This window comes from uncultured Psychroserpens sp. (assembly GCF_947501425.1).
Lineage (GTDB): Bacteria > Bacteroidota > Bacteroidia > Flavobacteriales > Flavobacteriaceae > Psychroserpens.
On record NZ_CANMVN010000006.1, the window covers coordinates 216987 to 231708 of the forward strand.

At 37.0% G+C, this 14722-nt stretch carries 16 protein-coding genes; 12 read left to right on the top strand and 4 right to left on the bottom strand.

Annotated elements, in window-relative coordinates; translation table 11 throughout:
- The first annotated feature begins 97 nt into the window (after nt 1–97).
- The 8 genes from Q0951_RS10995 (at nt 98) to Q0951_RS11030 (ending at nt 6824) form a co-directional block, all read left to right on the top strand.
- On the top strand, nt 98–1177 hold the full coding sequence (locus Q0951_RS10995; protein WP_299336823.1) for a DNA replication/repair protein RecF: 1080 nt from the start codon (nt 98–100) through the stop codon (nt 1175–1177).
- The gene (locus tag Q0951_RS11000) at nt 1174–1593 is read left to right on the top strand and encodes a hypothetical protein (protein WP_299336824.1); all 420 of its coding nucleotides are present in this window, start codon (nt 1174–1176) and stop codon (nt 1591–1593) included. The genes Q0951_RS10995 and Q0951_RS11000 overlap by 4 nt, the downstream gene beginning before the upstream one ends.
- Nucleotides 1593–1889, top strand: a complete 297-nt coding sequence (locus Q0951_RS11005) for a DUF721 domain-containing protein (protein WP_299336825.1) — start codon at nt 1593–1595, stop codon at nt 1887–1889. The genes Q0951_RS11000 and Q0951_RS11005 overlap by 1 nt, the downstream gene beginning before the upstream one ends.
- Nucleotides 1890–2058: 169 nt before the next feature.
- Nucleotides 2059–2235 carry a hypothetical protein gene (locus Q0951_RS11010; protein ID WP_299336826.1) on the top strand — a complete coding sequence of 59 codons (177 nt, stop codon included), beginning with the start codon at nt 2059–2061 and terminating at the stop codon, nt 2233–2235.
- 46 nt (nt 2236–2281) lie between these two features.
- Nucleotides 2282–4702 (top strand): penicillin acylase family protein, encoded by a 2421-nt coding sequence (locus tag Q0951_RS11015; RefSeq protein ID WP_299336827.1) that lies wholly within the window; start codon nt 2282–2284, stop codon nt 4700–4702.
- Complete coding sequence (locus tag Q0951_RS11020; protein ID WP_299336828.1) at nt 4702–5064, top strand: hypothetical protein; 363 nt, start codon at nt 4702–4704, stop codon at nt 5062–5064. The genes Q0951_RS11015 and Q0951_RS11020 overlap by 1 nt, the downstream gene beginning before the upstream one ends.
- Nucleotides 5065–5191: 127 nt before the next feature.
- Nucleotides 5192–6226 (top strand): ParA family protein, encoded by a 1035-nt coding sequence (locus Q0951_RS11025; protein ID WP_299336829.1) that lies wholly within the window; start codon nt 5192–5194, stop codon nt 6224–6226.
- Nucleotides 6213–6824 (top strand): HEPN domain-containing protein, encoded by a 612-nt coding sequence (locus tag Q0951_RS11030; protein WP_299336830.1) that lies wholly within the window; start codon nt 6213–6215, stop codon nt 6822–6824. Before Q0951_RS11025 ends, Q0951_RS11030 begins: the two co-directional genes overlap by 14 nt.
- Nucleotides 6825–6846: 22 nt before the next feature.
- On the opposite strand, the gene Q0951_RS11035 is transcribed toward Q0951_RS11030, so the two are convergent.
- The 3 genes from Q0951_RS11035 to Q0951_RS11045 form a co-directional block, all read right to left on the bottom strand.
- Nucleotides 6847–7533, bottom strand: a complete 687-nt coding sequence (locus Q0951_RS11035; RefSeq protein ID WP_299336831.1) for a hypothetical protein — start codon at nt 7531–7533, stop codon at nt 6847–6849.
- A 61-nt stretch (nt 7534–7594) separates the two neighbouring features.
- A complete protein-coding gene (locus Q0951_RS11040; RefSeq protein ID WP_299336832.1) occupies nt 7595–8353 on the bottom strand; it encodes a DUF481 domain-containing protein in 759 nt (252 codons plus the stop codon).
- Between the two features lie 85 nt (nt 8354–8438).
- Nucleotides 8439–8858: a nucleoside-diphosphate kinase gene (locus Q0951_RS11045; protein ID WP_298901600.1), complete on the bottom strand. Its 420-nt coding sequence runs from the start codon at nt 8856–8858 to the stop codon at nt 8439–8441.
- Between the two features lie 88 nt (nt 8859–8946).
- Between Q0951_RS11045 and Q0951_RS11050 the strand changes: the two genes are divergently transcribed.
- From Q0951_RS11050 to Q0951_RS11060, 3 genes are read left to right on the top strand one after another with little or no spacing between them, the layout of a single operon-like run.
- Entirely contained in the window at nt 8947–9963 is a 1017-nt protein-coding gene (locus Q0951_RS11050) for a bifunctional oligoribonuclease/PAP phosphatase NrnA (RefSeq protein ID WP_299336833.1), read from the top strand.
- Nucleotides 9963–10502, top strand: a complete 540-nt coding sequence (gene gldI / locus Q0951_RS11055) for a gliding motility-associated peptidyl-prolyl isomerase GldI (protein WP_299336834.1) — start codon at nt 9963–9965, stop codon at nt 10500–10502. Before Q0951_RS11050 ends, gldI begins: the two co-directional genes overlap by 1 nt.
- 37 nt (nt 10503–10539) lie before the next feature.
- Nucleotides 10540–11766: a peptidylprolyl isomerase gene (locus tag Q0951_RS11060; protein WP_299336835.1), complete on the top strand. Its 1227-nt coding sequence runs from the start codon at nt 10540–10542 to the stop codon at nt 11764–11766.
- Nucleotides 11767–11867: 101 nt separating this feature from the next.
- Here the strand turns inward: Q0951_RS11060 and Q0951_RS11065 are convergent, their stop codons facing one another.
- The gene (locus tag Q0951_RS11065) at nt 11868–13331 is read right to left on the bottom strand and encodes an aminoacyl-histidine dipeptidase (RefSeq protein ID WP_299336836.1); all 1464 of its coding nucleotides are present in this window, start codon (nt 13329–13331) and stop codon (nt 11868–11870) included.
- Between the two features lie 264 nt (nt 13332–13595).
- Between Q0951_RS11065 and Q0951_RS11070 the strand changes: the two genes are divergently transcribed.
- Nucleotides 13596–14666: a DUF3810 domain-containing protein gene (locus Q0951_RS11070; RefSeq protein ID WP_299336837.1), complete on the top strand. Its 1071-nt coding sequence runs from the start codon at nt 13596–13598 to the stop codon at nt 14664–14666.
- Nucleotides 14667–14722: the final 56 nt, after the last annotated feature.

Consider the following 14722-nt stretch of genomic DNA (forward strand, 5'->3'; position numbering starts at 1 on the left):
ATAAAATTTTTATTGGGATTTAAAAGGTAAATTATTTGTTATTTTTACTTCCTGTTACAATAAACACGACCAAATACCAATATTCTCTATTAGTTTTATGATTTTAAACACGTTAAGCTTAGTTAATTACAAAAATTTTGAAAGTCAGGATTTTGAATTTGATGCTAAAATTAACTGTTTTGTCGGTTCTAACGGTGTTGGTAAAACCAATGCGCTAGACGCTATCTATCATTTATCCTTCGGAAAAAGTTACTTTAATCCTGTAGCGACGCAAAATATTAAGCACAACGAAGACTTCTTTGTGGTGGATGGTATTTTCACCAAAAACGATAAAACCGAAAAGATCGTTGTTTCGTTAAAACGCGGACAAAAGAAAATGATCAAGCGCAACGCCAAAGCCTACGAAAAATTTAGTGATCATATTGGATTTATTCCTCTAGTCATCATCTCTCCTGCTGATCGTGACCTGATTATTGAAGGTAGTGATACCAGACGAAAGTTTATTGACAGTGTCATCTCTCAAAGCGATAAAACTTACCTTAATAACCTGATCAGTTACAATAAAGTATTATCTCAGCGTAATGCCTTACTCAAATATTTTGCACTTAATAATACCTTTAATGCACAAACCTTAGAGGTCTATAACGAGCAATTACACACCTACGGAACCGAGATTTTCAAAACACGTGATGAATTTCTAAAAGTCTTTATTCCTATTTTTAAAGCTCGCTATCAGGCTATTAGTAACGGCAATGAAGAGGTTAACTTAGTCTATAAAAGTGATCTATTTGATGATGATTTAAATTCGCTATTGGCCAAAGTCATTAATAAAGACAAGGCATTACAATACACCAGTGTTGGTATTCATAAGGATGACCTTAATTTCCAAATTGAAACTTACCCGATTAAAAAATTCGGAAGTCAGGGCCAACAGAAATCGTTTTTGATTGCACTGAAACTCGCTCAATTCGATTTTATCAAACAACAAAGTGGTGTCACACCCTTATTATTACTGGATGATATTTTTGACAAACTGGATGAAAACCGAGTGGCTCAGATTATCAGTTTGGTGGATAATGACGATTTCGGACAACTATTCATTAGTGATACACATGCTGAGCGTACTGAAGATGTCGTGAAGCAAATTCACCAATCTTATAAAATATTTAAACTATGAGACCATTTATACTCGTATTCCTTTTGATGAGTTTTACCAGCTGCTCACCAGATCCTACAACATTTGTAACACATATTGAAGGCTACTGGGAAATTGATGAAGTCACACTTAGCGATGGTACAAAACGCGATTACAATTATAATGACACTATCGATTATATTGAAGTCACAGACAGCCTAACAGGTTTCAGAAAGAAGCTTAAACCTAATCTTACTGGTAAGTTCGAAACCTCTAAGGATGCAGAATCGTTCCGAATAAAAATAGAGAATGATAGCCTAAATATCTATTACGAAACGCCTTATGCAAATTGGAAAGAAACGGTTTTAAATGCCAACGAAACGCAATTACTCATTATTAATAATACCAATAAAGATGTGTATCTTTATAAACGCTACCAACCTTTAGAATTAGACTAATGGCAAAACGACAAAATGATCATTTACCAATAAGCGATATCCTCAAAGAATTTGTTGATACCAATAAGCTACAAAAAGGCTTAGATAAGGTTGACGTGAGAGATGCATGGACCAAAATGATGGGAAATGGCGTTAATAACTACACCACAGATATCAAGTTAGACAAAGACACGCTGTATGTCTCGCTTAGTTCTAGTGTACTCCGTGAAGAATTGAGCTACGGAAAACAAAAAATCATCGATATGCTCAACGAATCTGTTGGTAAGGAAGTGATTAAAAAGTTGGTTTTAAGGTAAGATATACTAGATAAAAAACATTCTCTTTGTTTGCTCAGCCAACAAACAACGTTCTAAAACTGCATCAGATTATTTTTCAGAAAAATTCTCATCATACAACTTTGATTCTACTGAAACAAATCACAAAATATGTCATAAAGAAGGTACACAGCCATTAACTGAAGACTTGATGGAATGGGCTGACTTAGTGATTGTAATGGAAGAAAAGCATCGGAAAATAATTACTGAAAATGGAGGCTCTCATTTCAGAAAAAAAATAAAAGTACTCGCTATTCCAGACCGATTCAAATATTATCAAAACGATCTTATCGAATTATTAGTTTTGAAAGCTGAACCATTGTTTTAACTCTCGAAATAATTCAGTAAATTCAAGCTCTTAAAGTTCCAACCATATGAAATATTTCAAACTCATCATAACTTTGGTCCTTACCTTAGTTGTTTTTTATGCGTTAAACACAAAATTTGGGTCCATTCCTCCTATCGGAAAATTTCTGGATCCAGTCAATGGCGTCTGGCAAAATGACACTCCCGAATCCATTTCTGGAGACATTGCAATTGACGGATTATCAGCACCTGTGACCATTCATTACGACGAACATTTGATTCCGCATATCTTTGCGCAAAACGATGAAGACCTCTATAAAGCGCAAGGGTATGTCACTGCAAAACATAGACTTTGGCAATTGGAATTTCAAACCTATGCCGCAGCTGGACGCTTATCTGAGATTATTGGCGAAGGTGCTGTCAATTATGATCGTGCTCAACGACGATTAGGTATGGTGTATGGTGCCGAACAGAATCTAGCGAAAGTACAAGAAGATCCTGAAACCATGCGTTACATACAAGCATATAGCGATGGTGTGAACAGTTACATCAATTCTCTAGACGACAAATCGCTTCCTGTGGAATACAAATTACTCGATTATAAACCTGAAGCTTGGAGCGTTGAAAAAACCACGTTACTTCTTATGTATATGACCAAGATGTTAGCGAGTAGAGAGCATGATTTAGAATATACCAATGCGCTGCAACTCTTCGGAAAAGAGCGTTTCGATATGCTTTATCCTGATTATTTTGATATCGTCGACCCTATCATTCCAAAAGAGACCGACTGGAGTTTTATCGATGTGGAACAAACCAAAACACCTGCTGGTGAATTACCTACAGATACGATTTCGGTAACCGAAACTATGGAAAAACCACATCCTAATAACGGAAGTAATAACTGGGCAGTCTCAGGATCGAAATCGGTTTCTGGTCACCCAATGTTAGCTAACGATCCGCATTTGAGTTTGAACCTCCCTTCCATCTGGTATGTTATGCAATTAGGAACTCCTGAGCACTCGGCCATGGGAGCGACTTTGCCTGGTGCCTTAGGCATCATCTCCGGATTTAACAATGATGTGTCTTGGGGTGTGACCAATGCTACACGTGATCTTTTAGATTGGTATAAAATTGAATTTAAAGATGATACCAGAGCACAGTATAAGTATGACGGACAATGGAAAAACACCACAGCCCGAATTGAAGAAATTAAAATCAAAGATGCTAAAACAATTATGGATACTGTGATTTATACGCATCACGGACCAGTAACTTACGATCATAATTTTAGAAGTGATAGTGAACTCTCAGGTTATGCTATGAAATGGATTGGTCATATAGGTGGCAATACCCAACGTACTTTTTTAGAACTCAACCGTTCTAAGACTTATGAAGATTATCGCAAAGCACTCACCCATTTTGTGGCACCTGCTCAAAATTTTGTATTTGCCTCTCATGAAGGCGATATTGCTTTATGGATTCAAGGCTTGATTCCAAATAAATGGGAAGGTCAAGGGAAATTCTTAATGGATGGCTCTAATCCTGATCACGATTGGCAGAGTTTTATTCCGCAGGAATACAATCCGCATACTAAGAATCCTGAACGTGGTTTTGTGAGTTCTGCAAATCAGCATCCTGTTGATGAAAGCTATCCGTTCTATGTGTTTAATGATGGATACGACACCTATCGCAGTCGTATTATTAATGATTTCTTTAGAGCTAAACATCAGTTTTCGGTAGAAGACTTTAAAACCTTACAGAACAAAACCTTTAATTTAAAAGCTTCGGAATTATTGCCCTATGTGTTTGAAACGATGGATACCTCTGGTCTTACTCCTGAGGAACTTGAAGTCTATAACCAGATTAAAGATTGGGATTTTAATAGTGATATTGACAAGCTCGCTCCTAGCATCTGGCGAAACTGGTGGCCAAAATTATATATGAGTGTTTGGGACGAATATAAAGTCGATGATATGGCCTTAGACCGACCGTTTACTTACCAAACTATTTATATGTTGACCAATGATCCTACCAACGAATTTATGGATATTGTAGACACACCAGAACAAGAAACCGCTCAGGATTTGTTTTTACTGAGTTTTAAGGATGCAGCAAAATCATTGCTAGACTGGAAAGCTGAGAATGGCGAGTATAACTACCAAGCGTATAAAGGGACCTATGTTGGTCACCTGCTTCAGGCCTTACCAGCATTTTCACGATTTGATCTACCTATTGGTGGCGACGGCAATACCGTGAATGCGATGACCGATAATCACGGACCCTCATGGCGAATGATTGTTGAAATGAGCTCTCCACCAAAAGCCTTAGGGATTTATCCAGGTGGTCAATCTGGAAATCCAGGTAGTAAATACTACGATAATTTTATAGACGATTGGGCTGTGGGCAAGTATCACGAATTGCTATTCATGCAAAATGCCGAAACTACAGACGCTATTCTATCCACACAAACCTTAACACCAGCACAATAATGAAACGTAAAGATCAAATTATAAATTTCGTAGTCACAATCATAGTCGCTTTAATTTTAGCACAGTTCTTGCCATGGTGGTCTGTGATGGTAGCAGGTTTTGTATCCAGTCTCTTTTTTAGCCTGAAAAAATTTGCAGTCTTCTTTGTGCCGTTTCTAGCCATTTTTGTGTTTTGGACGCTGTATGCTTATGTTGGTGCTGCGCAAAACGACTTTACCTTATCGCGTAAAATCTCCAATCTCTTAACCTTAGGCGGTAGTGAATACACCCTCATCACAGTAACAGGAGTAATTGGCGGACTCGCAGCAGGCATCTCGGCCTTGTTAGGCAAGCAATTGAGTGTACTGGTAAAAAAGGATTAAAAATACGTAGATATACGTATTGTTTGGTGTTTAGAATTTTGTGATATTGTCGGATTGTAGATATGGTTTATTGAAATTCAATCAGGTCTAGGAAATATGTTTTAGTAATTTTTAAAATATTCAAATAATGAGAATAGTATTTTTTAATCATAAAGGAGGAGTAAGTAAAACTACTACTACATTTCATCTTGGATGGAAATTAGCTGAAAGAGGTAGTAGAGTTTTACTAGTTGATGCTGATCCACAATGTAATCTTTCAGGTTTGATAATGCAGGAATTATTCGAAGAGTACTACATTGATGACGCTACCAAGAATAAAAATCTAATGCATGGAGTAAACTCAGCATTTCAAGGAAAGCCTGAGCCAATTCAATCATTTGATTGCTATGAAGTTCCAAATAATGAAAATCTATTTCTATTACCTGGACACCCAAATTTAACAGAGTTAGAACCAGCACTAAGTTTTTCTCAAACATCGAATAATGCATTTGCCACAATGCAAAATTTACCTGGAGCATTTAACGCATTAATTGAGAAATGTTGTGAACATCACGATATTGAATATGTACTAATTGATTTAAACCCTGGTCTAAGCGCTATCAATCAAAATTTCTTTTCGATATCGGATTTGTTTATAGTACCTACCAATCCAGATCCTTTTTCTTTAATGGCTGTACGAACACTCTCTGATGTTCTGCCAAGATGGTATCAGGCCTCTCAACAAATGCGAATATCTTTTGCTAACTCTTCTTATCCATTTCCAACCCATAATCCAAAATTTAGTGGTGTAGTTATCCAAAGATTCAATATTAGAAGTGGAAAACCTTCAGCTCCTTATCGTAATAATATGGATGAGATACTTGCGGTAGTTCGAAATGAATTAGCTCCAGAATTAAGAAGGTATAATATGCTATTAGAAGATGATCTTTATACTCAGACAGTAATTCCAGAAAACTACTGTTTAGCAGAAATTCCTGATTTTCAAAGTTTGTTACCACAATCGCATAAGTTTGGAGTTCCAGTTTACGCACTTTCAGACGATCAAATTGAAAAATCTGGTACTGTATTAGTACAAATGATAGGAAAAAGAACAGAGTATGATGAAATGTTTATTCAATTTGCAAGCAAAATAGAAGAAATCAAAGAAAATGTTACGAGCTAAACAGTTATTTGATTCTGGAATAATAAGAATTCGAAACGTAGATAGTATTTACCTGCATTTAATTGCAAATCAAGGATTTATAAGGGATGATGTTTCAGATTTGTTGAGGAGTGAAATAGTCTACGTAATTTCAAGTTTTGATCGACTTATACATGATTTGGTAAGAATAGGAATGCGACAAACTTATAATGGTTTGCGGTCTAAAACAAATTCCTATAAAAACTATAGCTTCACAATTAATGAAACCGATCGAATAAATTATGCAACAATACCTCCGTCAGAATACATATTTGAAGAGATTATAGCAAGTAAACATAAACATTTATCATTTCAAGAACCCGAAAAAATAAATGAAGCATTAAGCTTAATCTGGTTGGAAACACACAAATGGCAAGTAATAGCTAACAGAATGGGAAGAAATCAAAACGACTTAAAAACTGAATTAAAAAATATAATCTTAAGACGAAATCAAATTGTTCATGAGGGAGATTTTGATTTGTCGACTGGAAATCTCCAGCCTATTACTCATAATGACACAGTTAGAAGTGTGAACTTTATTGAAAGTCTTGGAAATACAATTTATGATATAATTTCTTAGCTTGTATATGACTTCTTGAATTTCACAACTCCACCCCTCTACCCTTCAAATACTCACGATAGCCGTCTTCAGTTTGGTCCACAGCCTCGTGTGTATCTAAGTCGGTCGTGTCTCCAATGCCAGTCGCTTGAAACAGCATCCCAATCATATCAGACTTGGTGTCGGCTTTAACGTCTGCCCAACACTCACGAAACAGCTCCACAAAGAGTGCGTCGGCACTCAATTCAAAAGTCGCCAGGTCATCTTCCTCTTGATATTCCTCATAATCTATAACACCAAACGCATCGAGCAATTGCTCCAGCAGATGTTCAAATTCATCTACATCAAACTCTAAGTGGAGTTCTAATCGGTCTTTTGTGATTCCGTCATACAAGCCAATCCCAGGTTCACCAGCCACAAACACCATATCCCAGTAATAGACGTTGTAATACACATCTACGACTTTCACTGTATTGTCAGCATTAGGATCTGTAAAATCAAACTGGTTGAGCTGTAAACGTTTGATAAAGGCTTTGATCTCGGCTGCATGAATATCAAAGTGCAATTGTTTGAATAGCGAATCGCGTATGGCCCAAAACGCCCACCAGTAATCAATATCGTCCAAACGAGAGCCTTCAACCTCAAGCTTTACGGTGTTAAATTGATCAGTTGTTATTGGTAAGTCAATATGCTGTTCTGTATGGTTGGTATCGTGGTAGGTAAATTGCATCCTTAGGTTTTAGATCTTAAAAGTAATCATTACAGTATTCAGAAAAAAACAAAAGCAACTATCAATAACTTTTCAACGTAAAGCCCAAAGTTAAAAACTGATCTTCACGTTTCTGACCTTCAATCACGATGCTTTCAAAAGTATATAGGTAATTGATTTTAAAATTTAAAAATGTCCATACAGGGAGTTCTAAACCAAGATCGGCACGCCATCTATAATTATTACTATTCTCTAAAGACGGCTGAACATAACTCTCATGCGTTACAATGAGCTTGTCTTTAAAAAGGTGATATTTCCCATTGAGCCAAAGTGTACTTCGTAAGGTGTTGATGGATTCGTTGCCATCATACTCGTCAATATTAAAATCGAAGGTAGCAAAATGGGTTTGCTCGTATTCACCAGTCAGCGAGAGTTTCAACCAGTTCTTGTTTTTACTAAACACCTGATAACTTATTCCTCCACCAAAAAGGTAGCGCACATCAATGTTACGTCTGAAATTGGTACTCACAAATCCGAGTGCCAGAGGATATAATTTCCGTTCAGGATTGAAATATAAAAAGTTCAGACTCAAGATATCCTCATCGGCTTTTTCCTTTCCAAACTCCTGATAGACGTAAGAATTATTGGTTTTAAACACCCATTTTTTCCAGGGTTTAACACTAATATCCGATTTCGCTCTAAAAATTACAGTTTCCACATTTCCAGATTGAAAGAATCCAGTAATCGATAAATTAGCTTTAACCTTAAGCGTGTCGCTCTCATTAATTTGAGCAGACAGTACGATGGGAAAAATCAATAAACAATATAAAATGCGTTTCATAGTCATACATTGTAAATATCTAAAGGAAACCAAAAAAGCGCAAACAAAAGTTGCGCTTTTTTATAGTGTATAAGCTTTTGGTTGCTTAAAACATCTCTCTTCCTGAGAAATGGAATGCACCTTCAATAGCAGCATTCTCATCACTATCACTTCCGTGAACAGCGTTTTCTCCAATAGATGCTGCGTATAATTTTCTGATCGTTCCTTCAGCAGCTTCCGCAGGATTAGTCGCACCAATTAAGGTTCTAAAATCTTCTACAGCGTTATCTTTTTCTAAGATCGCCGCTACAATAGGTCCTCTAGTCATGTACTCTACTAACTCTCCAAAGAAAGGTCTTTCTTTATGGATAGCGTAGAATGCCTGAGCATCAGCAGTCGTCATTTGTGTGAGTTTCATTGCTACGATTCTAAAACCTGAAGCTGTAATTTTTTCTAGTATTGCACCAATATTCCCTTTTTCAACAGAATCTGGCTTAAGCATGGTAAATGTTCTATTTGTTGCCATTTGTATTTTTTAAATTCGGTGCAAAAGTAATACATTTCTTTAAAAATTCAGTATAATCCAATATTAAAAAATTGTATCTTCGCTGACTATGAATACAGACGACATTAATAGCATAAAAGCGCTTTTAAATTCACCTAAAGCCATTGTTATCATTCCACATAAAAATCCAGATGGAGACGCGATTGGGTCTACATTAGGCTTATACCATTATCTCAAAAAAGGACAGCATAACGTCATGGTCATTGCACCTAATGACTATCCTGAGTTTTTAAAATGGATGCCAGATGAATCTTCTATTCTGAAATATGAGACACAAAAAGACGACAGTGATTCATACATCAACGATGCCGATATTATATTTACCTTAGATTTCAATTCGCTTGGACGTATTGGACATATGGAAGCTGCTGTGTCTGCTTCCGAAGGCATTAAGATCATGATCGATCATCATCAGCAGCCAGATGACTATGCGACCTATATGTACTCTGATGCTACGATGTCATCTACCTGTGAAATGGTTTATAATTTCATTGAAATGTTGGGTGATGTAGATAAGATCGATAGTGATATTGCAACCTGTCTCTACGTTGGGATCATGACAGATACTGGATCGTTCCGTTTTCCGTCAACCACCAGTGCTACACACCAAATTATCGGACAGTTGATTGAAAAAGGGGCTCGTAATTCTGATATTCATAATAATATATACGACACCAATAGTTACGAACGTTTGCAACTACTAGGAAGAGCCTTGAGTAATTTAAAGGTCATTCCAGAATATCGCACTGCCTATATCACTTTATCACAAGAGGAACTCAATACCTTTAATTTCAAAAAAGGAGATACTGAAGGTTTTGTCAACTATGGTTTATCCTTAAAAGGCATTGTATTTGCCGCTATTTTTATTGAAAATCAACAGGAAAATATTATTAAGATCTCTTTGCGTAGTAAAGGTGATTTTTCGGTAAATGAATTATCACGTCAGCATTTTAGTGGTGGAGGTCATACCAATGCTGCAGGTGGAAAAAGTGATATGAATATGAAGGATACCATTGAAAAATTTATTAGTATCTTGCCTCAATACGAACAAGACCTCAAAGCATAATGAAGATAGTATCAAAATTAATTATTTTACTCCTACTAGTAGCGAGCTGCAAATCACCTGAAGCTCGTAAACCAGAGCAGGTACAATCAGGTTCGTTTATTAAAGAATCTGCCGAACGAAATAAAAAACTCAACGAACGAGAACGCAAACGTATTGAAGACATCATGAGTCAGAATCCTGAGTATGACTATGTGGCTTCCGAAAGCGGATTTTGGTATTACTACCACACGAAAGTAGAAATCGATACCATTACTGCTGGCTTTGGAGATGTCATCAACTTTGATTACGATGTTAAAGATCTCAACGGAAATGTGATCTACTCGCAGCAAGAGTTAGGACCTCAAACCTATGCTATGGATCAGGAAGAAATTTTTACGGGATTACGAGAAGGCTTAAAACTGATGAAGCCTACCGAATCTGCAACATTCTTATTTCCATCTCAAAAAGCTTATGGCTACTATGGTGACAATAACCGCATTGGAACGAACATCCCATTGATGTGTAGAGTCACCGTAAACAGTATCAAAAACAACGAATAATAAAAATCACTAATTAACAAAAAGAAATCAATACACAATGAAATTGATAAGCAGAACACTCCAAATTTTAATGCTATGCTTGATAGTATCAGCAACATCTTGTAAGGAAGAATATCCTGATCTTGAGGACGGACTCTACGCAGAAATCATCACGTCTAAAGACACTATGATTGCTAAGTTATTTTTCGAAAAAGTACCTGTAACAGTTGCCAACTTTGTCGCACTTGCTGAAGGAAATCACCCAATGGTTGCCGATGAATTCAAAGGAAAACCATTTTATGATAGTTTGACCTTTCATCGCGTCATGAATAAGTTTATGATTCAGGGTGGAGACCACACGGCCACTGGTAGTGGAAATGCAGGTTATCGCTTTACAGCCGATTTCGATCCTGAATTGAAACACGATAAACCTGGAATTCTTTCTATGGCAAATTCTGGAGGAGTCAACACTAATGGCACACAATTCTTCATCACTGAGGCTCCTTATCCAAGAGGAGATGCTTTTGATGCCGACGGAAATTTAAAACCATGTGACCAACCAAGAGTGAGTTGTCATTCGGTATTTGGTGAATTGGTAAAAGGTATCGATGTACAGGATTCTATATCAAATGTGCCTGTACAACGTGGCAGCAACAAACCTTTAGAGAATGTGTACATGACTAAAGTCAACATCATCAGAAAAGGATCGGCTGCAAAATCGTTCAATGCACCTAAAGTATTTGAAGATGAATTACCAAATGTAGAACAGAACATCGAAGACCTTTTAGAAGATGCGCGTTTTGCTGCTGAAGAAAAACGAATTAAGCGCGAAGAAACCATTGCTAAGGCTGCAGCTGAATTAAAACCATCATTAGATGACTATGCCTCTAAGGCAACAACCATGCCTTCTGGTCTTAAAAAATATGTGATTACTAAAGGTACTGGAGCAAAAGCCAAAACTGGTGATCGTGCTATGATTATCTATGAAGGCTATTTTACCGATGGTCGTTTATTTGATAGTAATCGATCTGAAGTTGCTAAAAAGTACGACATGTACGATGAGCGTCGTGAAGATGCAGGAATGTATGGTGCATCAGAAATGCCTATTCAACCTGATGCTCAAATGATTTCTGGGTTTAAAGAAGCTATAGCGTCTATGAGTGCTGGTGAAAAAGCATTCTTTTATTTACCATCTCACTTAGCGTATGGCGAGCGTGGACGTGGTGGTATACGACCAAACACCGATCTTACTTTTATTTTGGAAATGACTGAAATTAAAGAGTAAGTCGCTATTATAAAACATAAAAAAGCCTTTCGTAATGAAAGGCTTTTTTTATTAGATTCTTCAGTCGCTAAGCGCTTTTTGAATGACAGATAATCTGTTATCTATGTCTTCGGAATATGTTTTAGAATCTCAAGAACAAAGGTCCAATACTTTTCAGCCGAAGAAATCTGAGCGCGCTCATCAGGTGAATGTGCTCCTTTGATATTCGGTCCAAAACTAATCATATCCATTTCCGGATAATTAGTCCCTAAAATTCCACATTCTAATCCAGCGTGACAAGCAGCCACATGTGGTTCTTCACCATTGTTTAATTGTTTGTATAGCGGAACCATCACCTTTAATATATCAGAATCCATATTAGGTTTCCATCCTGGATAATCACCAGAAAACTCAACCTCACATCCTGTTAATTCAAAAGTAGCACGTAATGCATTGGCAAGGTCCCATTTAGAACTCTCAACAGAACTACGCGTTAAACACGCAATCTTGATATCTCCATCTTTAACGATGACACGCGCAATATTGTTTGAGGTCTCTACAAGTTCTGGAATATCAGGACTCATACGATACACACCATTTAAAGCCGCATAAATTGCTCTGGTAAGTCCTTCTTGTACACCAAGATTCATGATATGTGTTGGTGTCTCTGTTTTAGATACCTCAATCACCAATTCAGGCTCCATCGTTTTGAATTCTAATTTGATCTCATTAGCAAGAGCGTTCATTTCAGACACAAATGCGTCCTCATGAATAGCATCAATAGCCACTGTAGCATTGCTCTCTCTGGGAATGGCATTACGTAAACTTCCACCATCAATGTCTGAAATACGTAATCCGAAATTTTCAAAACCATCAAATAACAAGCGGTTCATGATTTTATTGGCATTACCGAGTCCTTCATGGATTTGCATTCCGGAATGTCCACCTTGTAAACCTTTAACACTAATTTTATATCCGATTTTAAATTCTGGAGTCTCCTCCTGCTCATACGTTCTTGTGGCAGTGACATCCACACCACCTGCACAACCTACTCCAATTTCGTCGTCTTCTTCAGTATCAAGGTTTAAAAGGATCTCCCCTTTAAGCAATCCGCCTTTGAGTCCCATAGCACCAGTCATACCTGTCTCTTCATCAATAGTAAATAAAGCTTCAATAGCAGGATGTGGAATAGTTTTACTTTCTAAAATAGCCATGATGGTTGCAACTCCTAGTCCGTTATCGGCTCCCAACGTAGTACCTTTGGCTTTTACCCAATCGCCATCCACATACATATCGATACCTTGGGTATCAAAATCGAAAACCGTATCGTTATTTTTTTGGTGTACCATATCCAAATGCGATTGCATGACGATGGTTTTTCGATCTTCCATACCAGCAGTCGCAGGTTTTTTGATAATCACGTTACCAACTTCATCTTCTATAGTATCTAAACCTAAACCAGCACCAAAATCTTTCATGAATTTAATCACACGTTCTTCTTTTTTTGAAGGTCTAGGAACAGCATTTAGATCGGCAAATTTATTCCAGAGTTCTTTAGGTTCCAGTTGTCTTATTTCTGAGCTCATTATCTTATTTTTTTAGTTTAACAAAGGTACGTTCTTTTAGTGTTTTTGAAAAGATCATGATGTGATTAATCTGATAAGCAAACAAAAAAACAAGAACCACTCTCACTACTCCTGATTGAAGTGGCATCCTTTTTGTGTCAGTTTGAGTGATGCGACGCAGGAAGCATTGTATCGAGAACACACAAAAAGATATAACGAAAAGCAGGTCACCAAATCGGCAAACAATCCTGAGGTTTGGGTTCTAAAAATTAGTATTTTTGAGTCATGCTGAAACATAAAAAGCTCATCATCGCCTTATCTATTATTCCTCAGATCATTCTACTGAAGGTCCTTGCCTATTTTCCAAATTTTGTGGAATCAGTCTACAGCCATGGTATCTACATCTGGATCTCAAAAGGGATGCGATATGCGTTTGGCTGGTTGCCATTTTCTGTTGGTGATGTGCTTTACACCTTATTGATAGTGTACATTCTAAGATGGCTTTTTACCAATAGAAGACGCATGATCAAAACCACAAAGCAATGGCTTTTGGATGTGCTTTCAGCTATTTCTGTGGGCTATTTTGCGTTTCATGTCCTTTGGGCTTTTAACTATTATCGATTGCCTCTACACGAGTCGTTGAAAATAGAAAACGACTACTCCACTGAAGAATTAATAGACCTTACAAAGCAGCTAATAACTAAGGTAAATACAATCCATAAGGATGTTGCTGACCATGATTCGGCTAAAGTCATCATGCCCTACTCCAAAGCTCAAGTTCTAAAAATGGTACCAGATGGTTATGATGCGTTATCGGAAGTGTTTCCTTACTTAGCATATGAACCCAGAAGTATCAAACGTTCTATTTATAGTTTACCATTGACTTATATGGGATTTTCGGGGTATTTAAATCCGTTTACTAATGAAGCCCAAATTGATGGCTTGATCCCAACCTTTAAGTTTCCAACCACTGGAAGCCATGAAGTTGCGCATCAATTAGGATATGCTGCCGAAAATGAAGCCAATTTTATTGGTAGTATGGCTGCTATGCATCATCCCGATCGTTATTTTAATTATTCCGGCTATGCCTTTGCGCTACGTCATTGTCTGCATGAAACTTACAAACGAGATCCTAAGATGTACGACACACTTATAGAAACAGTAAATAAAGGCGTATTATTAAATTATCGTGAGGTTAGAGATTTCTGGGATGCTTATCAAAATCCGACCGAACCCTTATTCAAAGCCACATACAATAACTTTTTAAAGTCTAATAATCAAGCTGGTGGCATGGAAAGTTACAGTTATGTTGTAGCACTTTTGGTCAATTACCATAAAACGCATCCGATTGAGTAAACGTTAAAACTTTCATTTTTAGTAAGACTTACTCTCTTAATTTTTATCTTTAGAAG

Coding starts and splice junctions, on each gene's coding strand:
- Q0951_RS11015 (WP_299336827.1), top strand. CDS start 2,282: ATGAAATATTTCAAACTCATCATAACTTTGGTCCTTACCTTAGTTGTT.
- gldI (WP_299336834.1), top strand. CDS start 9,963: ATGAAGATAGTATCAAAATTAATTATTTTACTCCTACTAGTAGCGAGC.
- Q0951_RS11065 (WP_299336836.1), bottom strand. CDS start 13,331: ATGAGCTCAGAAATAAGACAACTGGAACCTAAAGAACTCTGGAATAAA.
- Q0951_RS11070 (WP_299336837.1), top strand. CDS start 13,596: ATGCTGAAACATAAAAAGCTCATCATCGCCTTATCTATTATTCCTCAG.
- Q0951_RS11005 (WP_299336825.1), top strand. CDS start 1,593: ATGGCAAAACGACAAAATGATCATTTACCAATAAGCGATATCCTCAAA.
- Q0951_RS11040 (WP_299336832.1), bottom strand. CDS start 8,353: ATGAAACGCATTTTATATTGTTTATTGATTTTTCCCATCGTACTGTCT.
- Q0951_RS11010 (WP_299336826.1), top strand. CDS start 2,059: ATGGAATGGGCTGACTTAGTGATTGTAATGGAAGAAAAGCATCGGAAA.
- Q0951_RS11000 (WP_299336824.1), top strand. CDS start 1,174: ATGAGACCATTTATACTCGTATTCCTTTTGATGAGTTTTACCAGCTGC.
- Q0951_RS10995 (WP_299336823.1), top strand. CDS start 98: ATGATTTTAAACACGTTAAGCTTAGTTAATTACAAAAATTTTGAAAGT.
- Q0951_RS11045 (WP_298901600.1), bottom strand. CDS start 8,858: ATGGCAACAAATAGAACATTTACCATGCTTAAGCCAGATTCTGTTGAA.
- Q0951_RS11035 (WP_299336831.1), bottom strand. CDS start 7,533: ATGCAATTTACCTACCACGATACCAACCATACAGAACAGCATATTGAC.
- Q0951_RS11030 (WP_299336830.1), top strand. CDS start 6,213: ATGTTACGAGCTAAACAGTTATTTGATTCTGGAATAATAAGAATTCGA.
- Q0951_RS11060 (WP_299336835.1), top strand. CDS start 10,540: ATGAAATTGATAAGCAGAACACTCCAAATTTTAATGCTATGCTTGATA.
- Q0951_RS11050 (WP_299336833.1), top strand. CDS start 8,947: ATGAATACAGACGACATTAATAGCATAAAAGCGCTTTTAAATTCACCT.
- Q0951_RS11025 (WP_299336829.1), top strand. CDS start 5,192: ATGAGAATAGTATTTTTTAATCATAAAGGAGGAGTAAGTAAAACTACT.
- Q0951_RS11020 (WP_299336828.1), top strand. CDS start 4,702: ATGAAACGTAAAGATCAAATTATAAATTTCGTAGTCACAATCATAGTC.